This window comes from Hyphomicrobium sp. LHD-15 (genome assembly GCF_031157355.1).
Classification (GTDB): domain Bacteria; phylum Pseudomonadota; class Alphaproteobacteria; order Rhizobiales; family Hyphomicrobiaceae; genus Hyphomicrobium_C.
The window spans coordinates 171,913-191,372 of sequence record NZ_JAVIFT010000002.1 but is presented as its reverse complement, the minus strand read 5'-3'; the positions used below and the strand labels follow the sequence as shown (position 1 = coordinate 191,372).

Genomic DNA, 19,460 nt, shown 5'->3' with positions numbered 1-19,460 from the left:
CATCTCCGAAGCTGGATTCACGTGAAACATTTCATACCGAAGCATTGGAAACTACCGATGCAGCCCCGCACCCAATGCGGTCGGATCGGGCATATGTGAATTGATCACTTCTTGGTTCGGCCCGTAGCCGTCCATGTCGTCGAGAGTCGGCGCATATCGATCATAGATCGTCTGGTCGAAGCACTGCAGATGCAGATGCGGAAACCAGACGCCATTCTCGTGCGGCTCTCCGATGAAACCCAGCTGGCTTCCGCGCGGAAGAATGTCACCGGCTGACGGAAGGCCTGCGTGCGCGAGATGCGCCATCAGGTAGTAGTCTGCACCCAGGTAGGGGTTGGCGAGCGCGATGAAGACACACCCGCCCCAGCCGCCAAACGACGGATCGCGCACGACCCAGAGGACCCTGCCCTTCGCCGGAGCCGTCACCGGGGTGCCTGCCGGGACATTGTAATCCACCGCCGTGTGACGCATCAGATCAGGATGATGGTAGTGCCCACGCCAAAGATGATCGCGGGGCTCCATGTATCCCCCATACGTGAAATCGACCCCTTTGCGCCGGGCATCGGCCTCCACCCACCTCCGGCAGAAGTCGGGGTCGTTGAGCGGATTGGGTGAGAGATCGGAAACCTCCGGATCGCTCCTCGCCTCGGCCGCGAGATTTGTGTAGGCCCATCGCGCATCGCCGAGCGTCGGAAACAGAACGGGCGTTGTCGCGGAAGCCATGACGTTCAACCTGCACTGCAAGCGAAATCCATGGCGAACTATCGTCTACGGGCCGGTCTCCCGGCAACCGCTCAATCGATTCACGTGAAACACGTGATGCCTCGGACCACCCCGAAACGGATTCACGTGAAACATCCCGTGCCGGTCCTGCACACCCGAAAGCTACTTCCCGATGCAGAAGCGGCCGAAGATGTGATCGAGCACGTCTTCCACGTCCACCCGGCCGGTGATGCGGCCGAGCGCATCCGCCGCCCCGCGTAGATCCTCGGCGCGCAGCTCCACCTCATCCGTCGGTCCCGAGAGAAACGCCTCGAGACCATCACGGCACGCTTCCACCAGCCGCCGGTGACGGACCTGCGTGAGAGCGGGTTCCCCGTGGTGACCGATCCGCTCGGAAGCGATCACCGTAAGCCGCTTGATGAGGTCACCCAGCCCCGCCCCCGTCTCCACCGACAAGGGAACGATATCGTCCGGAAGCACCGGTGCGTCTCCGCCCGGCAGAAGATCGGTCTTGTTCATCACCAGGAGCGTCCGATCCGCGAGCGGCGCGAGTTCGGCCGGCAGCACCGTCTGCGGCTCGGTCGCATCGGTAAGCCACAGCACCAGATCCGCCGCCTCCGCCGTAGCCTGGCTGCGCCGCATACCTTCGCGTTCGATGGCGCCTTCCGTCTCGCGGAACCCAGCCGTATCCGACACGATCACAGGGAGCCCGCCGAGATCCAGCCGCGCTTCCACCACGTCGCGTGTAGTTCCGGCCTCGGCCGAGACGATGGCAACGTCACGTCGCGCGAGCGCATTGAGCAGGCTCGACTTGCCTGCGTTCGGCGGACCGACGAGCGCTACCCGAAACCCCTCGCGCAGGATCTCGCCGCGATGACCGTCTTCGAGGTGATGGGTCACCGCGCACACCAGCACCTGGATGATCGATCGCGCATCGGTGAAGGTCTTGAGACCGATATCGCCTTCATCGGCGAAATCGATGCCCGCTTCGATCAGGCCCAGCGCTTCGACGAGGCTCGCGCGCCATCCGTCATAGAGATCCGACAGCACACCCGACGCCTGCGCCAGCGCCTGTCGCCGCTGCCCTTCCGTCTCCGCATCGATAAGATCCGCGAGGCCCTCCACTTCCGCGAGATCGATCTTGCCGGCTTCGAACGCCCGCCGCGCGAACTCGCCAGGCTCCGCCATGCGCAGCCCCGGCATCAGGGTGAGCGCCGAAAGCACCGCCTGCACCACCGCGCGTCCGCCATGCAGGTGAAGCTCGACGACATCCTCGCCGGTGAAGCTCGCCGGTTTCGGAAACCAGAGCACCACGCCCCGGTCGATCTTCTCCCCGCTCTCGGGGTGACGGATGAACCGGCCGACGGCCCGGCGCGGATCCGGCCTTGGCCCCGCCATGTAGTCGATCACCCGGCTGGCGCCCTCGCCCGAGACGCGCACCACCGCAACGCCCGCCCGTCCGGGCGCGCTCGCCAGCGCGAAAATGGTTGGCTCTGGGGGATGGGCCATGACTAGACTCGGAACCACGAATGTTGAATCGGAACATCTTCGCGCAGCGGGAGCTGACAAAGAAACGAGACCGCGAGCATGAGGACCTGAGCCATGACCCGCAACCGCCTTGCCGAAGAGAGCAGCCCCTATCTTCTCCAACACGCCGACAACCCTGTCCACTGGTGGGCCTGGGGACCCGAAGCGCTGGCCGAAGCCAAGCGTACTGGCAAGCCGATCCTTCTCTCGGTCGGCTATTCCGCCTGCCACTGGTGCCACGTGATGGCGCACGAGAGCTTCGAGGACGAGGTGACGGCAGGCGTGATGAACGATCACTTCGTGAACATCAAGGTCGACCGCGAGGAGCGGCCCGATATCGACGCCATCTATATGAGCGCCCTTCACCGCCTCGGCCAGCAGGGCGGGTGGCCGTTGACGATGTTCCTCGACAGCGATGCGCGCCCGTTCTGGGGCGGCACCTATTTTCCGAAGCACCCGATGTACGGACGCCCGGGCTTCGCCGACGTGCTGCTCAAGATCTCCGACATCTATCGCAACGAGCCTGACAAGGTGACGGGCAACGCCGAAGCCCTCGTCGACGCGATCACGCCGAAACCGGGTGACGGCGACGGCCCGGCGGTGACGGATCAAATACTGCACGAGGTCACCCAGCGCTTGGCGCAGGTGATCGATCCCATTCACGGCGGGATCACCGGTGCACCCAAGTTTCCGCAATGGAGCTTCTTCTGGCTCCTGTGGCGCGGCGCCATCCGCTACCGCAACGAGCCGGCCAAGACGGCCGTCATCAAAACCCTCGAGCGGATCGCGCAAGGCGGCATCTACGATCACCTCGGCGGCGGATTCGCACGCTACTCGGTCGACGAGCTTTGGCTCGTCCCCCACTTCGAGAAGATGCTCTACGACAACGCGCTGTTGATCGACCTCATGACGGAAGTGTTCCGCGAAACGCAAAGCCCGCTGCTCAAGGCCCGCGTTGCCGAAACCGTCGACTGGCTCGCCCGCGAGATGATCGTGGATGGCGGGGGCTTTGCCTCTGCGCTCGATGCGGATTCCGAAGGCGAGGAAGGCAAGTTCTACGTCTGGACTGCGGGTGAAATCGCCTCCGTCCTCGGCGCGGAGGACGCGGCCTTCTTCAACGCGGCTTACGACGTGAGCCCAGACGGAAACTGGGAAGGCCACACCATTCTGAACCGGCTCAAGTGGGACGGTCTCCCGCCTGCCGAGGACGAAACCCGCCTTGCAGGGCTCAGGGCCAAGCTGCTGAAAGCACGCGCCAGACGCGTCCGCCCCGGCTGGGACGACAAGGTGCTCGCCGATTGGAACGGGTTGATGATCGGAGCGCTCGCCCGTGCAGGCAGCGTGTTCGATCATGCATCCTGGGTGACGATGGCACGTCGAGCCTTCACCTTCGTCGAGCAAAAGATGACCGTCTCCGGTCGGCTCATTCACTCGGTACGTAATGGCACCGGTCACTCACCCGGCACCGCCACCGATTACGCGAACATGATCTGGGCAGCCCTCCGTCTCTATCAGGCGACCGGTGAAATCGCGTACCTGAACCAGGCCGTCACCTGGGAGAGCGTGCTCGATGCACACTACTGGGCGGGATCGTCATCAGGCGGTTACTTCACGGCGGCCGACGACACCCGCGACGTGATCGTGCGCTTGAAGTCCGCGCACGACGACGCCACCCCGTCGGCGAACGCAACGATGATGTCCAACCTCTGCGTTCTGGGAACCCTCAGCGGAGACGCGCGTTACGCCCAACGCGCTGAAGAAATTATGCGGGCTTTCTCGGGAGATATTGCCCGCAATCTCGCAGGGCACACCGGACTTCTGTCCGCGGCAATAGATCTCTTGTCGCCGCAACTCCTTGTACTAGTAAGGGGTAAGGACGAACATGAAACTGATTTGCAAAGTGTGCTGCACGGACTTTCGGTGCCGGGAGCCGTGGAGATACAAGTTAACGGACGCGTAGACGAGGCAGGTCCGCCGGCGGTGCGTGGAAAATCGACAGTCGACGGAAAATCAGCGGTATACGCCTGCCTCGGTCCTCAGTGCGCCCTGCCCGTCACGGTTGCAGCGGAGCTGCGGCGCCTTGTCTCCAATTTCCGCGTCGTTGAGTGAGATCAAGCTTCCTTACCGACGAAGTAATAAAAAATGCTGTGAAATCCGAGTTTACCAAAGCTAGACTTCACACAAGCATCACTAGGTGCTCCAAGCGTATGAAAACATCGAAAGTTTCAAGATCGAGGTGTTCATGACGTCGGGACTTCTGCGCAACGCGGTCCGCTTCGGCTATCTACCTTTCATGCTGATCGGATTGAACGGCGCGGCTTATTACGCCGTAACGACCTTCCAGTCGCACATCGCGATCGCCGCCACTATCGTCGCGCTATTGATCGTTGCTTTCAGCACCGCGTTCTTCGCCGAGCGCGTGTTGCCCTGGTACGCCGAATGGAATGACCCGCACGGCGACGACAAAACCAACCTCATCCACGTTCTGGTCTACGAAATTCAAAGCGCGAACGGCGTGCTCGCGATTCCGCTGCTCGGGTGGCTGTTCTCCGGCGGCCTTAATGCCGGCATCTGGCCCCGCGATTGGCCCGTGCTTGGCCAGTTGGCCTTGGCCGTTGTTCTCGCCGATTTCGGCCTGATGTACCTTCACTACCTGAGCCACCGCTTTCCGATGCTTTGGCGCCTGCATGCGGTCCATCACGGCGTCGACCGGCTGTACGGCTTTAACGGCCTCGTACGCCATCCCCTCCACCAAGCCATCGACATGATCCTGGCAACCGGACCATTGGCGATCGCCGGCATGCCGATGCAAGTCGCTCTTCTGCTCGGTTTCGTGATTTCTATTCAGCTCATCGTGCAGCACTCGAATGTGGCCTATGCCTTGGGACCGCTGCGCAATCACCTTGCGATCGGACAGATCCACCACCTGCACCACGTCAACTGGGGCACCGAAGGCGACTGCAACTTCGGCCTGTTCTTCAATATCTGGGACCGCATGCTCGGCACGTTCCATCCCGAGCCGCCGCGTCCGATCACAGCCGGCGACATGGGGATCGACGAGATCCCGCAGTTCCCGAAAGGCTACCTTGAGCAAGTCACCCTGCCGTGGCGCTACAAGCCTGGCCAGGGTGTGCAGGATCTGAGTCGCAAGCCGGCCCAATCGCCGACGGCGGCGGCCAAGGCCCGCGCCATCCACGACGCCGCCGAATAGCGGACGCGGACCGCACAATCAAACCATTGACTTCGCTGCAAGAGGGTCGCCGTTTGGCGGCCCTTTTACTTGCGATACCGAAGTACTCGTTTGCGTGATGAAACAGAGTACTGACGAAATAGATGATTTAGATCAGAAATGCCGGAAATGGGCGCGTCTAGTTTCGTCTAGAGCGCTCCGAGTAATAATTCATTCATCATATGAATGATATTTCTCCGTTCAATAGAGTGAAGTCATTTCCCCAAACGCAATGAATTCCCCACCCCAGCGCGCTGCGCCCAGGGAATGCCCAGCTGTGCTCAATAAGAAGCAATGGAGCCCTCATGTTTTCGGCAAAATCGTCAGATCTCGATGCTCAACTTTCCGCCATCGATCGGTCTCAGGCTGTCATCGAGTTCGATATGGACGGGAGAGTTCTCAAGGCCAACGCTAACTTCCTGGCCGCAACGGGCTACAAGCTGGACGAGATCAAGGGCCAGCACCACCGAATGTTCGTGACGGAAAACGAGCGCGATAGCGCGGCCTACCAACAGTTTTGGGCAGCTCTCAATCGCGGGGAGTTCCAGGCCGCCGAATACAAGCGCATCGGCAAAGGCGGCAAGGAAGTCTGGCTGCAAGCCACCTACAACCCGATCATCGGTTCGAACGGCAAGCCATTCAAGGTCGTGAAATTCTGCACCGACGTGACCGCAAGAAAGCTGCGCACCGCCGACTACGAAGGCCAGCTGTCGGCAATCGACAAGAGCCAGGCAGTCATTCAATTCAACCTCGACGGCACCGTCATCACCGCCAACTCCAATTTTCTCGCCGCCACCGGCTACACCTTCGACGAGATCAAGGGCAAACATCACCGGATGTTCGTGACGGAAAGCGAACGCCACTCCCCGGCCTACCAACAGTTCTGGGCAGCTCTCAATCGCGGGGAGTTCCAGGCCGCCGAATACAAGCGCGTCGGAAAAGGTGGCAAGGAAGTCTGGCTGCAGGCCACCTACAATCCGATTTTCTCCCCGTCCGGCCAGCCCTACAAGGTTGTCAAGTTCTGCACGGACATCACCAAGATGGTCCACGACCGGCAGCAAAAGGACAAAACGCTCGTCCAGATCGATTCTGACCTTTCGGAAATCACCACCGCGATCCAGCGCACGTCCCAGGACGCGCAATCGGCTGAAAACTCCTCGTTCCAGACCGCCACCAACGTCCAGGCAGTCGCTTCCGCCGCTGAAGAGCTCGTTGCGTCGGTTCAGGAAATCAGCCGGCGCGTCAATGAAGCCTCACAGATCTCCAACCGCGCCGTAAAGCAGAGCACCCGCGCCAACGACGTCGTTACCGGGCTCTCGACCGCAACCGATCGCATCGGCCAGGTGGTGGAGCTGATCAACACCATTGCTTCCCAGACCAACCTGCTGGCCCTCAACGCCACCATCGAAGCCGCGCGCGCCGGCGATGCCGGCAAGGGCTTCGCGGTCGTCGCCCAGGAGGTCAAAGCGCTCGCCAATCAAACCGCGAGAGCCACCGCCGAGATCTCGAACCAGATCGCGACGGTCCAAAGCGGAACTTACGACGCGGTGGCAGCCATCAAGGACATCACCGGCATCATCGAAACCATCAACGACATCTCGCAAGGCATTGCCGCAGCGGTCGAGGAACAAGGCGCCGTAACCCAGGATATCTCGTCCAATATGCAGACCGCATCCCAGGGCGTGCACGAGATCTCGGAGAACATGCGCCGCATCTCGTCGTCGGCCCAGAGCGCCAACGTTTCGACGCAAAAGGTGAGAGAAGCCTCCCACGCACTGATCGCCTGATCACGAAGCGCTCTATACGGACGCCACAAACGAGAAACGCGCCGGATCGAAGGATCCGGCGCGTTTTTGTTTAGGCCGACAATGCAAAGTACGCGTCAGGTATTCATCGACTGGAAGAACTCGCCGTTGGTCTTGGTCGAGCGCAGCTTGTCGATGAGGAACTCGATGGCATCCATCGTACCCATCGGGTTGAGAATGCGCCGCAGCACGTAGACCTTCTTGAGCTGATCCTTCGGCACCAAGAGATCTTCCTTGCGGGTACCGGAGCGCGCAACGTCGATCGACGGGAACACGCGCTTGTCGGAGACCTTGCGGTCGAGAATGATTTCCGAGTTACCGGTGCCCTTGAACTCTTCGAAGATGACTTCGTCCATGCGGCTGCCGGTATCGATCAGGGCGGTCGCGATGATCGTCAGCGAACCACCTTCTTCGATGTTGCGGGCTGCACCGAAGAAGCGCTTCGGACGCTGCAGTGCGTTCGAGTCGACACCGCCCGTCAGCACCTTGCCGGAAGAAGGAACCACGGTGTTATAGGCGCGGCCGAGGCGCGTGATGCTGTCGAGCAGGATAACGACGTCGCGCTTGTGCTCGACCAGCCGCTTGGCCTTTTCGATGACCATCTCGGAAACCTGGACGTGACGCGAAGCCGGCTCGTCGAAGGTGGACGAGATGACCTCACCCTTCACCGACCGCTGCATGTCCGTGACTTCTTCCGGACGCTCGTCGATGAGCAGCACGATCAGATAGCACTCGGGATGATTGGCCGTGATCGAGTGGGCGATGTTCTGGAGCAGCACCGTCTTACCGGTGCGCGGCGGCGCGACGATCAGGGCGCGCTGGCCTTTGCCGAGCGGCACGACGATATCGATCACGCGCGCCGAAAGATCTCTGATGGTTGGATCTTCGATTTCCATCTTGAGCCACGAGGTAGGATAGAGTGGCGTCAAGTTGTCGAAGTGGATCTTGTGCTTGACCTTCTCGGGGTCCTCGAAGTTGATCCGGTTGACCTTGAGAAGAGCGAAGTAACGCTCACCTTCCTTCGGGCTTCTGATCTGTCCCTCGACCGTATCACCGGTCCGAAGAGCAAAACGGCGGATCTGCGAGGGCGAGATATAGATATCGTCCGGGCCCGGCAGATAGTTCGCGTCCGGCGAGCGCAGGAAGCCGAAGCCGTCCTGCAGCACTTCGACGACGCCGACGCCGGTAATTTCGATGTCCTTGGCCGCAAGCTGCTTCAACGTCGCGAACATCAGCTCCTGCTTGCGCATCGTGCTGGCATTCTCGACGCCGACTTCTTCGGCAAAGCTCAATAGCTCGGTGGGGGACTTAAGCTTGAGGTCCTCGAGCTTCATTTCGGTCATGAAACCGCTCCATGACGGCCACGGCAGATAGGGTGGGAGGGGAAAATGTGCCGGGCCTGGGGTGGGGAATATGAGGGGTATGTGGCTGGGAAAGCCGTACCGTTTGGCGACAGCGCAAGGCGCTGTATTGCCAACTCACTGGCCGGAGAGGCCAGGAGCCGATTCGATCTAATCCCCTTATAGCAAACGAATTCGATGAGAGGAAGCGTCTCTGCGCAAACGCGGCAACCCTAAAACGGTTTCACGATCACGAGAATGACGATGCCGATCATCAGCACGGTCGGCGCTTCGTTCCACATCCGCCAATGCCGGGCGGAGATCGTGTTGCGATCCTCGCCAAAACGCCGCACCGACGCCGAAAAGAACCCGTGCACGCCGGAAAGTCCCAGCACCAGCGCCAACTTGGCGTGAAACCAGCCAGCGGTAAAATACCCCCCCTGCCAGGCGAGCCAGAGCCCGATCACCCACGTCACGATCATCGCCGGATTGATGATGATCCTGAGCAGGCGCCGTTCCATGACCTTGAACGTTTCGCTCATCTCCGAGCCCGGCCGGGCGTCGCAGTGATAGATAAAAAGCCGCGGCAGGTAGAGCATCCCGGCCATCCACGAAATGACCGCGATCACATGGACGGCCTTGAGCCACGGATAGGCCGCAGCCCCGAAAAGCACCATCGCGCCAAGGCACGCAATGCCCGTGACGACCAGTGCGATCCCGGCCCGCACGGCGGGCGACGCTTCCGAGCGCACCTCAACCACGGACCACCCCGAGCCTGCCCGCAGCGCCGAACACCTCGCTCAGCGGCGAAAATCCGCGACGGTCGCGCTTTTGATCAGGCCAAGAAACAGCAACCATTTGATCCGCTTTAAATTTAGCCCTTCGAGCGAACCCGCTCGACCAGCCGCGCCACGTTCTCCGGCGGCGTTTGTGGCACGATTCCATGCCCCAGGTTGAATATGAATCTTTTGCCGCGCATCAGATCGAGGATCTCATCCACACGCTCGTCGAGGTGGCTGCCGCCCGCAACCAGCAACAGCGGATCGAGATTGCCCTGAACCACCACGTCCTCGTCGTCGAAGGCCTCGCTCATGACGAACGGCGGGGTCGCCGTATCACAGCCGATGCCGTTGACGCCCGTCTCCGACACGTACCAGACCGCGGCCGCACCGGCCCCGCGCGGAAACCCGATCACCGGAACATCCGGATGCAGATCCCGGATCGCCTCCCGGATGGTCCGCGTCGGTGATACCACCCAGCGATCGAATTCGTCGTCCGGCAACGATCCGGCCCAGGTATCGAAAATCTGGAGGCAATCCGCCCCCGCCTTAACCTGCTGATCGAGATAATCAATCGACGTCTCGACCAGAACGTCGATCAGCTTCTCGAAGCCGTCCGGATCGCGATAAGCCCACAGCCGCGCTTCCGCCTGATCCGCCGAGCCTTGCCCCTGAACCATGTAGGTCGCGACCGTCCACGGCGCGCCGCAGAAACCGATCAGCGCCGTTTCCGCCGGCAGATCCTGCCGCAACCGGGCAACCGTTTCCGAAACGAGACCGAATTTCGTGGCCGTCTTCGCCGGATCGAGCTGGCCGAGATCCCCGACAGCCCGGATCGGATCGAGCCGCGGTCCCTCTCCCTCGACGAACCGCACCGTTTGCCCCAGCGCATCCGGCACGACCAGGATATCCGAAAACAGGATCGCAGCATCGAACCCATAGCGCCGGATCGGCTGCAGGGTTACTTCGGCGGCGAGCTTCGGCGTGTAGCAAAGCGTGAGAAAATCACCCGCGTCCGCCCGCGTCGCGCGGTACTCCGGCAGATAGCGGCCAGCCTGGCGCATCAGCCAGATCGGGGGAACGTCGAGCGCCTCCCCCCTGAACGGTTCGAGAAACCGCCGCTTGGCAGTCGCTGTCGGTTTGCGCTCCGCACTCTCGGCCATAACCTTCCCTTCAATAAATACTAAGAGTCTTCTAGTTGTTATTATTGTTATTAGGGCCGTGAGTTTCGGGGATGTCGGTCCTGTCCCACGCTTTTCCCGCGCCTTTTACCCTCTGAAGAACGCACGACGCTACTGCTTGCGTCCCTGTGCAGCGCGCGCCACTAGGCCCGGCCGAGGCCATGAGAGTCAACCACTTGTGTCGCGTTCGGTTTGCCTTGGATCTGGGGAAACCATGTTGATTGTCCGCAAGAGACCGTTGAGAGATCGTCAATCAACAGGGACGGCTTCCGCTTGAGAAAAACACTTCACATCGGGCGTAATCGGGGTATCCCGGTGGATAACTCGCCCGTCTTGCACACCCCCTCCGGGACCGACCTCCCGCATCCCGAACAAGAAGGCTCTTGATCCACAGATGGCCAACAGCCAGCCGAGCTACTTCCATCTCCATCTCGTCTCGGATTCGACCGGCGAAACACTGACCACGATCGCTAAGGCGGCGGCGGTGCAGTATGCGCAGATCCGCCCGATCGAGCATGTCCACCCGTTGGTGCGGAATGCGCGGCAGTTGAAGCGTGTGCTGCAGGAGATCGAGCAGGCGCCGGGCATCGTGCTTTATACGATCGTCAACCTGACCCTGATCGCGGAGCTCGAACAGCGCTGCAAAGAGCTTAAGGTACCGTGCCTCGCGGTGCTTCAGCCGATCATGCAGGTGTTCGAATCGTATCTAGGTGCGCCGCAGACCCCGACGGTCGCCGGCCAGCATGTTCTCGACGCAGACTACTTCCGCCGCATCGACGCGCTGAATTTCACAATGGCGCACGATGATGGCCGTCTGCCTACGGATCTGAACGAGGCCGACATCATTCTGCTCGGCATCTCGCGGACGTCCAAAACGCCGACCAGCATTTATCTCGCCCAGCGCGGCTACAAGACAGCCAATGTGCCGCTCGTGCCGTCGCTGCCGTTCCCGGAAGAGATCGCCAGCAATCATTCCGCTTTCGTCGTCTGCCTGATCGCAAGCCCGGACCGTATTGCGGAGATTCGCCGCAACCGGGCCCTGCTGATCGGCGACCGCGACCTCGAGGATTACGTCGACAGAAGCCGGATTGCGGCCGAGATCACCTATACGCGCAAGCTCTGCGCCAAGCACGGTTGGCCGGTCATCGATGTCACGCGCCGGTCGGTCGAGGAAACCGCCGCAACGATCATTCGTCTGATGGCCGATTCGAAAGCCGGCGAAGGCGAAGGGGAGCCGGAAGAAGCGGCGGCCGGAGCGGGGCCGGGTACGGGATCTGGCCCGGGGTCAAGTCATGGCGTCTGACGCGACGAGACTGGTGCTCGCTTCCGGCAGCAAGACGCGCCGCGCGTTGCTCGAAGCAGCGGGCGTTGCCGTGGAAATCCACGCGGCGGATGTCGACGAAGCGGCCATCCGTGATCGCCTGCTCACTGGCGAGCCTTCTGTTTCACATGAATCGATCGCCTTGGTCCTGGCCGAGGAAAAGGCCAGGTCCGTCAGCGCCGAACAGGCGGATGCCCTCGTCATCGGCGCAGACCAGGTGCTGTCGTTCGAGGGCCGCCTGTTCGAAAAGGCAAAGGATATGGCGGAAGCCCGTGCCTGCCTCGGCGCGCTGCGCGGTAAATCCCATGCATTGCACTCGGCAACGGCTCTGGCCCAAGGCGGAACCGTTGTTTGGCGCGGCGTCGAGACCGCCCGTCTGACCCTGCGGAACTTCAGCGATGCGGCGCTTGATCGTTATCTCGAACAGGTGGGCCCGGTGGTGCTGACCTCGGTCGGCGCCTACCAGATCGAGGGGCCGGCCATTCAGCTGTTCGAAACCGTCGAAGGCGACCACAGCACGATTCTGGGCCTGCCGCTTCTGCCGCTTCTCGCCGAACTCCGCCGCCGCGAGGTGCTTGTCTCATGAACCAGGCTCCCTCAAAGAATGCGTGCGTCATCGGCTGGCCAATCGAGCATTCGCGCTCGCCGGCAATCCATGGATATTGGCTTGAGCACTACAAAATTGCCGGCACCTATACGAAGCGCGCTGTGCCGCCGGACGAGATTAGTGCGTTTCTCGCGGCGCTGGGCGCCGAGGGCCTCGCCGGATGCAACGTCACCATCCCGCATAAGGAAGCCGCGTTCCGGGCCGCTGTAGAACGTGCGCCGTCCGCGACCGCAGTTGGCGCCGCCAATACGCTTTGGCTCGAAAACGGCCGGCTCTGCGCGGCCAACACAGATACCTATGGCTACATGAGCTACCTCGCCCTCGAAGCCGAAGGCTGGGACCGCCGCGACGCGCCGGTTTCGATTCTCGGCGCCGGCGGTGCGGCGCGCGCCATCGTTTATGGGTTTCTGGAAGCCGGCGTTGCCGAGGTTCGCATTTTCAATCGTTCGACCGAGCGCGCCGAAGCGATCGCGCGCGACTTCGGACCCCGCGTCAAGGTTCTCCCGTGGGAGCAGCGATCCCGCGCCTCGACCGAAGCAGCCGTTCTGGTCAACACGACCTCCGTCGGACTCAAGGGTGCGGGCTCGCTCGACATGGATTTCACCGACTTCCACCCCGATAGCATCGTGTCCGACATCGTCTATGTGCCGCTCGAAACCGGGCTGATCCGCGAGGCACGCCGCCACGGTTTGCGCACGGTCGATGGTCTCGGCATGTTGTTGCATCAGGCCGTGCCGGGTTTTGAGAAATGGTTCGGAGTTCGCCCCGAGGTAACGGATGAACTTTACGATCGCATCGCCGCCGACATCGAGGCCGCGTAATGCTGATCATTGGCCTCACCGGATCGATCGGCATGGGCAAATCGACGATCGCGAACTTACTCCGCGCGCGCGGGCTTGCGGTTTTCGACGCCGATCAGGAGGTGCATCGGCTCTATGCGGGTGAAGCCGTTCCCCTGATCGAGGCCGCCTTTCCCGGAACCACCGCAGACGGAAAGGTCGACAGGCCTCGCCTCGCTGCGGTGCTCGGCACCGATGCCGCGAAGTTCCGGACGCTGGAGCGCATCGTCCACCCAATGGTGCGCGACGGCGAAATCCAGTTCCTTGAAGGCGCAAGCCGGCGCGGAGATCGTGCGGCCGTGCTCGAAATTCCACTTCTGCTCGAAGCCGGACTTGATGCGCAGGTCGATGTGGTCGTCGTGGTGTCGGCGCCCGCCGATCAACAGCGCGCCCGCGTTTTGGAGCGGCCCGGTATGACGGAAGCCCGCCTCGACGCGTTGCTGGCGCGTCAGATGGTCGATGCCGAAAAGCGGGCGAAGGCCGATTTCGTTGTGGATACCGGGGGGGAGTTCACCGACACCATTGCCCAGGTCGATGCTATCCTCGCCGAGTTGGGGAAGCGGCCTGCCCACGCCTATGCGCGTCATTGGCGACACACCTAGAGCAAAAGCTTAGCCTCCCTTCGACGGAAGTTTCCCAAGCGTTCGTCTTGTCCAGCGTCACCCATTCATAGCAATGACAGGCGCCAACCGAAGGCTGTTCGATGCTGCGCGAGATCGTCCTCGATACCGAAACCACCGGCCTCGATCCCCGCAAGGGCGACCGGTTGATCGAAATCGGCTGCGTCGAGCTGGTCAATCGAATCCCGACCGGGAACGAATTTCACCGCTTCATCAATCCCGAGCGAAACGTTCCGGCTGAAGCCGAGGCCGTGCATGGTCTCTCGACGCAATTTTTGCTCGACAAGCCGCTGTTTTCTAGCGTGGCGGACGACTTCTTGAAGTTCATCGCCGGCGACACGCTCGTCATTCATAACGCGACCTTCGACGTCGGCTTCTTGAACATGGAGCTCGAGCGTCTGAAGCATCCGGCCATCGCCATGAGCCGGGTCGTCGACACGCTGCAGCTCGCGCGCCGCAAGCATCCAGCCGGCCCCAACAGCCTCGACGCCCTTTGCAAACGCTACGGCATCGATAACTCGAAGCGCATCAAGCACGGCGCCTTGATGGACTCGATCCTGCTGGCGGACGTGTATGTGGAGCTGTTGGGCGAGCGGCAGGCCAGTCTCGTCCTGCAAACCGAGCGATCGCGTGGCGGACGCGACCAGCGGGCCGGCAGCGTCGCGACGAGAGGTCCGCGACCAGTTCCGCTGGAGCCGAGGCTGACGGCGGATATGGTCGCTGCTCACCGCGCTTTTGTCGAAACGCTCGGGCCGAAGGCGCTTTGGAAGCGCTTCTTCGCACCCGAGGGAACAAATTGAATTCTTAGTTCGGCTTGCCGGAAACCGACGCCAGCTCCTGCTTGCGGCGCACGAACAGCTGAGCGAAGTCGATCGGGTCGAGCAGCAGCGGCGGGAACCCGCCTTCCCGCGTGATGTCGGCCACGATGCGCCGCAGGAACGGGAAGATCAGCGTCGGGCAATTGATCAGCAGGAACGGCTCAAGCGCCTGCTCTGGAATGTTTTTCAAACGGAACAACCCGGCATAGACGATCTCGAGGTCGTAGATCGTGCCGTCCTTGCTGGATGCGACGGCCTTGAAGTCGATGGCGCTCTCGAACAGCTCCGGTTGCAGGCGCTTGGCGCCGACATTGATCTCGAGCTTGATGTTCGGCGTATCGCTCGGGCCTTCGAGCAGTTTGCCGACGCTCGGGTTCTCGAACGACAGATCCTTGATGAACTGCGCGACCACCTGAGCTTCGATCGGCTTTTGCGCCCCCAGCGCCTCGCCGTCCGTGTCTTCGGGGCTGGGCTTGTTCTTGTCTGCCATCTTGGAAAGCTCTCGATTGTCGTTGCGGGAGAGACCTCGGCGGCCGGCCGGTCGGCGGATCTGTCCGGGGCGAGGTTGGAAGGACGGCAAGGTGGCTATCATGGTGAAGGCGCCGTCGCAATCGCCCAATGTCCCGAAGTTGGGGTCTTCGTGCGGCCGGCCCCGCAAGAATATTGGCTTCTCCCACTTTGTGGCCTAAGTTGAAGGACATGATCAGCGCGCTTCCTGCCGTGGCAAGCCCGGCAGAGAGAAGCTGTGCCTGGACGAATTTCAATCGCGACCTTACATCAGGGCATCCGCCCCGTTCGAGTGGGCCATGCCGGGAAGCTGCCGATAATGAATGGCGAAATCAATCTTCTGACGCTTCTGTCTCTCATCGTCGCGATCATCGCGATCCTGAAGCTCAGGAGCGTTCTCGGCCGTAAGACTGGCGACGACGACGAGCGCATCGAGAAGCGCCGCCGCGAAGCAAGCGCCCAGCGCACTGCGACCCCCTCTCAGGCGTCGGACAAGGTTGTGGCGCTGCCCCGGCGCGACCGCGATGTCGAACCCGCCGAAACCGGCGTGTCGGTTGCCGAGGTCGAGGCCAAGATCAAATCGTTCGCCGGAGAAGACACCGCTCTCGCGACACGGCTCATGGATATCCTGAAGCTCGACACCCGCTTTGATCCGGACCAGTTCCTGCGCGGTGCCCGCCAGGCCTATGAAATGATCGTGACCGCCTTTGCCGAAGGCAACCGCCGCACGCTGCGCGACCTCTTAAGCGCGGATGTGCTGGATAGCTTCAGCCGGGCCATCGCCGAGCGCGAGCAGCGCGGCCAGGTCATCGACCAGAGCTTCGTCGGCATCAACAAGGCCGATATCCTGGAAGCCGAGGTGAGCTCCAAGGGTATCGCGAGCATTACCGTGCGCTTCGTGAGCCAGCTGATCAGCGCGACCCGCGACAAGGCCGGCAACGTGGTCGACGGCGACGACACCCGTATCAAGGACGTCACCGACATCTGGACGTTCTCGCGCGACATCTCCTCCAAGGAGGCCCGCCGGAATCTCAACTGGAAGCTGGTCGGCACCCAGGCGCCGAACTAAGCCCGCCATCCCCCGGAACGACGTGACAGCGAACTGCGTGCCATGCCGCTTGGAGCCCCATCATCTGAGTTGGCAAAGCCTGAGCTGACTTTCGAACCCGTGCCGTTTTCGGACCTCCCCGGCTGGGCCGAGAACGATCACCTCGCGTCCTTCAGAGCCTTTATCCGTTCGGCGCGGGCAATTGAGCTGGCCGCAAGCTCTGCGTCCGGCAAAACCAGGGTAGCAAGTAATGCTCTCGTCGCGGCGGCGCAATCCGCCGCTGAACGCGCAGCTGCGATTTCGACGGCAAATGCCGCTAGGGAATTCTTCGAGGCCACCTTCACGCCGCATCGCGTCGTCCACCAGGGCGCGGAAGGGCTTCTCACCGGGTACTACGAGCCGGTGCTTGCGGGTTCGCGCACATCGACCGCCGAGTTCCGCTTTCCGGTCTATCGGCGCCCTCCGGACCTCGTGAACCTCGTCGGCGAAGCCGAGCGCGGTGCGTTGGCCGATGGCTTGACGCACGCCCGCAAAACCGCGCTGGGAACTGAACCCTACGCGACACGCGCCGAAATCGAGGGCGGCGCACTCGAAGGCCAGGGCCTGGAACTGCTCTGGCTGGCTGACCCGGTCGACACGTTCTTCATGCACATCCAGGGCTCGGGCCGCATCCGCTTCCCGGATGGCGAAACGATCCGCATTACCTATGACGGCAAGAACGGACATCCCTACACGTCGATCGGCCGTTACCTGATCGACGCCGGCCTGTTTGCCGCCAACGACATGACGCTCGACGCGCTCAAGATCTGGCTCGCGGCCGATCCGGAGCGCGGCCGCCGCGTCATGCAGGAGAACCGCTCCTTCATTTTCTTCCGCGAGATCGAGAACGAGGACGACGGCCCACTTGGCGCGCTCGAAATCCCGCTCTCGAGCGGACGCAGCCTCGCCGTCGACACCGCCTATCACGCCATCGGAACGCCGATCTACGTGAGCGCGCCGACGCTCGAACCTTGGGCCACGGGAGAGAGCTTCGCGCGGTTGATGATCGCGCAAGATGTCGGCTCGGCGATCCGCGGCCCCGAGCGGGGCGACATCTATTTTGGATCCGGCGACGAGGCCGGCCAGCTGGCGGGCACGACCAAGCATGCCGGCAGATTTTTCGTGCTGCTGCCGCGTGAGCAGAGTGCGCCATGAAGAAGCCGACGCCTCCTTCGCGCCGGCGCCATCTCTCGAAAGAGGACGAGGCTCTTTGGGAGCACACGGCCGAGACCCTCGAGCCGATCAAGGGCAAGAAGCAACGGCACGTCGCCGATACGGCGGAGTTCGATCCGGACGCGGTGCCGCCGTTCACTGCAAAAGCATCCGCCGGAAAGAAATCCGAGACCCACGCGCCGGCCGGGCACGGAAGCAAAAAAGCAGCCCATCCCGCTGTGCCGCCGCCGATCCCCTCCGTCGCGCCTCCCGCGCTCGCCGACTTCGACCGCAAGGCCGCGCGGCGCCTACGCCAAGGCCAGGTCGAGATCGAAGCCCGCATCGATCTTCACGGCATGCGCCAGCACGAGGCGCACATGGCGCTGAGGCGCTTTCTGCATTCGTCGTTCGGCAAGGGTTTGCGCTGGGTTCTCGTCATCACCGGCAAGGGCGGTCCGCGGCGCCCGCGAGAGGACGAGGATGTCGGCTACAGCACGCCGGAGCGCGGCATTTTAAGGCGGAATGTTCCGGTCTGGCTGGCCGAGCCTGAGCTGCGCACCATCGTCGTCAGCTACACGACGGCCGCGATCTCGCACGGCGGCGAAGGCGCGATTTACATTCAGCTCCGCAACCCCGGCCGCGTTCGCTAGCTAGGGGCCTGGGCCTAGCCAGAACCTTACGGGCAGGCGGTCGCGACAGCTTGGAGCGCTTGCCCGAGCCCGCTCAGAGAGTAGGTGTCGGTGGTTTGGGTGCCGCGCGTCGAGGTTGCCTGCACCACGAGCTTCGAGCCCTTCTTCATGGCTTCGATCAACTTCAGCTCTTCGGTGGCGTCCGCGACATAGGCGCGATCGTCCTGCCCGAACAGCTGGAAAGCCTCGTCTCCGACCGCTACGGAGATCGGAGTGTCGGGTTTGGCCTTGTAGCCGAGCTTGACCGAGACCTCCGACTTGACGCCCTCTTTCGGCCAAGCGGAAACATAGAACACCACCTTGGCGCGATTGGCGCCCGCCGGTTCCTTGATCGTTGGCTGCGCTGCGGCGAAGCAGATCTTCGGGCCTTCGCCGGCATTCTGATGAACGATCCAGTTGCCGAACTTGCCGGTTTCGAGTGCGGCCTGCTCTGTCGTTTGCGCGGCGAGAGGCGCGCTTCCGAGCAACAGCACACCAGCGAGAGCAAGCGGGCCGGATCGAGCACCAAATCGAACGAATGGAATCATGCGGAATGATGTCATGCGAAGATCGCGAGCCCCTCTACTCCGGCGAATCTGGCCTTTCTTATACGAGGCGGGGCGCCCCTCTGTCACCCGCCCGTCCGGCCTTTACGGTGGCCATCCGCACGAACCGATCCTGAGGTATTGGCCGGGCCGCCCTCCGAAATCGGCCGCTCCGCAAACGGAGCGAGACTTTTGACGCGATCGTACATGACGATTGCGCCCGCCATTGCGACGTTGACGCAAAAGCTCGTCGGGATCTTGACGGTGAAGTCGCAACGTTCGAGCAACGCGTCCGAAAGCGATCCCCGTTCCGGCCCGAGCACATAGGCGGCTTGTAGCGGATGACGGAAGCTCGGCAACGCAACGGCTTCGTCCAGAAGCTCAATCCCGACGAGCTTGCAGCCTTTGGGCAGCACCATCTCGTCCGGGGTGATCCAGTTGTAGTGGGGCAGGTGCCAATGCCCCTTGGACGTATCGGCGCGCGCTTCGAGGGCCTGGTATTGAGCGCCGATGGTAAAGGTGAAGCTGGCGCCGAAGGCATGCGCCGATCGCATCAGGTTCCCGAGATTCAAGGCCTTGGACGATCTTTCGGCACCGATTGCGAAATAGCCGCGGGATTTGGGGGGCCAGGCTGGTGAGGTCATGAAGGGGCTCGCATGGAAACAAGTCTCCGGTTAGGAGAACTCAGGAATTTCGTACCGGGAGGTCACAC

The 19,460-nt window shown here is 62.2% G+C and carries 19 protein-coding genes; 11 read left to right on the top strand and 8 right to left on the bottom strand.

What is annotated here, in order from left to right:
* Positions 1–51: 51 nt before the first annotated feature.
* Entirely contained in the window at positions 52–723 is a 672-nt protein-coding gene (locus RCO24_RS07605) for a peptidoglycan DD-metalloendopeptidase family protein (protein ID WP_308961199.1), read from the bottom strand.
* Positions 724–885: 162 nt separating this feature from the next.
* The gene (gene mnmE, locus RCO24_RS07600; protein WP_308961198.1) at positions 886–2,232 is read right to left on the bottom strand and encodes a tRNA uridine-5-carboxymethylaminomethyl(34) synthesis GTPase MnmE; all 1,347 of its coding nucleotides are present in this window, start codon (positions 2,230–2,232) and stop codon (positions 886–888) included.
* A gap of 93 nt (positions 2,233–2,325) precedes the next feature.
* On the opposite strand from mnmE, the gene RCO24_RS07595 reads away from it, so the two are divergent.
* From RCO24_RS07595 to RCO24_RS07585, 3 genes are all read left to right on the top strand, one after another.
* Positions 2,326–4,359: a thioredoxin domain-containing protein gene (locus RCO24_RS07595; RefSeq protein ID WP_308961197.1), complete on the top strand. Its 2,034-nt coding sequence runs from the start codon at positions 2,326–2,328 to the stop codon at positions 4,357–4,359.
* 85 nt (positions 4,360–4,444) lie between these two features.
* Entirely contained in the window at positions 4,445–5,461 is a 1,017-nt protein-coding gene (locus tag RCO24_RS07590) for a sterol desaturase family protein (protein ID WP_308961195.1), read from the top strand.
* A 323-nt stretch (positions 5,462–5,784) separates the two neighbouring features.
* Entirely contained in the window at positions 5,785–7,266 is a 1,482-nt protein-coding gene (locus tag RCO24_RS07585; RefSeq protein WP_308961193.1) for a PAS domain-containing methyl-accepting chemotaxis protein, read from the top strand.
* Positions 7,267–7,361: 95 nt separating this feature from the next.
* Here the strand turns inward: RCO24_RS07585 and rho are convergent, their stop codons facing one another.
* The 3 genes from rho to hemE form a co-directional block, all read right to left on the bottom strand.
* The gene (rho, locus tag RCO24_RS07580; protein WP_308961191.1) at positions 7,362–8,627 is read right to left on the bottom strand and encodes a transcription termination factor Rho; all 1,266 of its coding nucleotides are present in this window, start codon (positions 8,625–8,627) and stop codon (positions 7,362–7,364) included.
* Between the two features lie 230 nt (positions 8,628–8,857).
* A complete protein-coding gene (hemJ, locus tag RCO24_RS07575) occupies positions 8,858–9,301 on the bottom strand; it encodes a protoporphyrinogen oxidase HemJ (protein WP_308962392.1) in 444 nt (147 codons plus the stop codon).
* 197 nt (positions 9,302–9,498) lie between these two features.
* Complete coding sequence (gene hemE, locus RCO24_RS07570) at positions 9,499–10,566, bottom strand: uroporphyrinogen decarboxylase (protein ID WP_308961190.1); 1,068 nt, start codon at positions 10,564–10,566, stop codon at positions 9,499–9,501.
* 412 nt (positions 10,567–10,978) lie between these two features.
* Between hemE and RCO24_RS07565 the strand changes: the two genes are divergently transcribed.
* The 5 genes from RCO24_RS07565 to dnaQ all read left to right on the top strand — a co-directional run bounded on the left by RCO24_RS07565 (position 10,979) and on the right by dnaQ (position 14,771).
* Complete coding sequence (locus tag RCO24_RS07565; protein ID WP_308961188.1) at positions 10,979–11,887, top strand: pyruvate, water dikinase regulatory protein; 909 nt, start codon at positions 10,979–10,981, stop codon at positions 11,885–11,887.
* The gene (locus tag RCO24_RS07560; protein ID WP_308961186.1) at positions 11,877–12,491 is read left to right on the top strand and encodes a Maf family protein; all 615 of its coding nucleotides are present in this window, start codon (positions 11,877–11,879) and stop codon (positions 12,489–12,491) included. The genes RCO24_RS07565 and RCO24_RS07560 overlap by 11 nt, the downstream gene beginning before the upstream one ends.
* On the top strand, positions 12,488–13,333 hold the full coding sequence (locus RCO24_RS07555) for a shikimate dehydrogenase (protein WP_308961184.1): 846 nt from the start codon (positions 12,488–12,490) through the stop codon (positions 13,331–13,333). The genes RCO24_RS07560 and RCO24_RS07555 overlap by 4 nt, the downstream gene beginning before the upstream one ends.
* Positions 13,333–13,953, top strand: a complete 621-nt coding sequence (coaE, locus tag RCO24_RS07550) for a dephospho-CoA kinase (RefSeq protein WP_308961183.1) — start codon at positions 13,333–13,335, stop codon at positions 13,951–13,953. The genes RCO24_RS07555 and coaE overlap by 1 nt, the downstream gene beginning before the upstream one ends.
* Before the next feature lie 104 nt (positions 13,954–14,057).
* Positions 14,058–14,771 (top strand): DNA polymerase III subunit epsilon, encoded by a 714-nt coding sequence (gene dnaQ / locus RCO24_RS07545; RefSeq protein ID WP_308962390.1) that lies wholly within the window; start codon positions 14,058–14,060, stop codon positions 14,769–14,771.
* Between the two features lie 4 nt (positions 14,772–14,775).
* Here the strand turns inward: dnaQ and secB are convergent, their stop codons facing one another.
* A complete protein-coding gene (gene secB / locus RCO24_RS07540) occupies positions 14,776–15,279 on the bottom strand; it encodes a protein-export chaperone SecB (protein WP_308961181.1) in 504 nt (167 codons plus the stop codon).
* Positions 15,280–15,615: 336 nt separating this feature from the next.
* Here secB and RCO24_RS07535 point away from each other — a divergent pair, with 336 nt between their 5' ends.
* From RCO24_RS07535 to RCO24_RS07525, 3 genes are read left to right on the top strand one after another with little or no spacing between them, the layout of a single operon-like run.
* Positions 15,616–16,365, top strand: coding sequence for a Tim44/TimA family putative adaptor protein (locus tag RCO24_RS07535; RefSeq protein ID WP_308961179.1), 750 nt, complete (start codon positions 15,616–15,618; stop codon positions 16,363–16,365).
* Positions 16,366–16,407: 42 nt separating this feature from the next.
* Positions 16,408–17,538 carry an MltA domain-containing protein gene (locus tag RCO24_RS07530; protein WP_308961178.1) on the top strand — a complete coding sequence of 377 codons (1,131 nt, stop codon included), beginning with the start codon at positions 16,408–16,410 and terminating at the stop codon, positions 17,536–17,538.
* On the top strand, positions 17,535–18,185 hold the full coding sequence (locus tag RCO24_RS07525; RefSeq protein ID WP_308961176.1) for a Smr/MutS family protein: 651 nt from the start codon (positions 17,535–17,537) through the stop codon (positions 18,183–18,185). The genes RCO24_RS07530 and RCO24_RS07525 overlap by 4 nt, the downstream gene beginning before the upstream one ends.
* Before the next feature lie 26 nt (positions 18,186–18,211).
* On the opposite strand, the gene RCO24_RS07520 is transcribed toward RCO24_RS07525, so the two are convergent.
* Entirely contained in the window at positions 18,212–18,751 is a 540-nt protein-coding gene (locus RCO24_RS07520) for an invasion associated locus B family protein (RefSeq protein WP_308961175.1), read from the bottom strand.
* An 83-nt stretch (positions 18,752–18,834) separates the two neighbouring features.
* The gene (locus RCO24_RS07515) at positions 18,835–19,392 is read right to left on the bottom strand and encodes an RNA methyltransferase (protein ID WP_308961174.1); all 558 of its coding nucleotides are present in this window, start codon (positions 19,390–19,392) and stop codon (positions 18,835–18,837) included.
* Between the last annotated feature and the right edge of the window lie 68 nt (positions 19,393–19,460).

Coding starts and splice junctions, on each gene's coding strand:
- RCO24_RS07605 (WP_308961199.1), bottom strand. CDS start 723: ATGGCTTCCGCGACAACGCCCGTTCTGTTTCCGACGCTCGGCGATGCG.
- mnmE (WP_308961198.1), bottom strand. CDS start 2,232: ATGGCCCATCCCCCAGAGCCAACCATTTTCGCGCTGGCGAGCGCGCCC.
- RCO24_RS07595 (WP_308961197.1), top strand. CDS start 2,326: ATGACCCGCAACCGCCTTGCCGAAGAGAGCAGCCCCTATCTTCTCCAA.
- RCO24_RS07585 (WP_308961193.1), top strand. CDS start 5,785: ATGTTTTCGGCAAAATCGTCAGATCTCGATGCTCAACTTTCCGCCATC.
- rho (WP_308961191.1), bottom strand. CDS start 8,627: ATGACCGAAATGAAGCTCGAGGACCTCAAGCTTAAGTCCCCCACCGAG.
- hemJ (WP_308962392.1), bottom strand. CDS start 9,301: ATGGTGCTTTTCGGGGCTGCGGCCTATCCGTGGCTCAAGGCCGTCCAT.
- hemE (WP_308961190.1), bottom strand. CDS start 10,566: ATGGCCGAGAGTGCGGAGCGCAAACCGACAGCGACTGCCAAGCGGCGG.
- RCO24_RS07565 (WP_308961188.1), top strand. CDS start 10,979: ATGGCCAACAGCCAGCCGAGCTACTTCCATCTCCATCTCGTCTCGGAT.
- RCO24_RS07560 (WP_308961186.1), top strand. CDS start 11,877: ATGGCGTCTGACGCGACGAGACTGGTGCTCGCTTCCGGCAGCAAGACG.
- RCO24_RS07555 (WP_308961184.1), top strand. CDS start 12,488: ATGAACCAGGCTCCCTCAAAGAATGCGTGCGTCATCGGCTGGCCAATC.
- coaE (WP_308961183.1), top strand. CDS start 13,333: ATGCTGATCATTGGCCTCACCGGATCGATCGGCATGGGCAAATCGACG.
- secB (WP_308961181.1), bottom strand. CDS start 15,279: ATGGCAGACAAGAACAAGCCCAGCCCCGAAGACACGGACGGCGAGGCG.
- RCO24_RS07535 (WP_308961179.1), top strand. CDS start 15,616: ATGAATGGCGAAATCAATCTTCTGACGCTTCTGTCTCTCATCGTCGCG.
- RCO24_RS07530 (WP_308961178.1), top strand. CDS start 16,408: ATGCCGCTTGGAGCCCCATCATCTGAGTTGGCAAAGCCTGAGCTGACT.
- RCO24_RS07525 (WP_308961176.1), top strand. CDS start 17,535: ATGAAGAAGCCGACGCCTCCTTCGCGCCGGCGCCATCTCTCGAAAGAG.
- RCO24_RS07520 (WP_308961175.1), bottom strand. CDS start 18,751: ATGATTCCATTCGTTCGATTTGGTGCTCGATCCGGCCCGCTTGCTCTC.
- RCO24_RS07515 (WP_308961174.1), bottom strand. CDS start 19,392: ATGACCTCACCAGCCTGGCCCCCCAAATCCCGCGGCTATTTCGCAATC.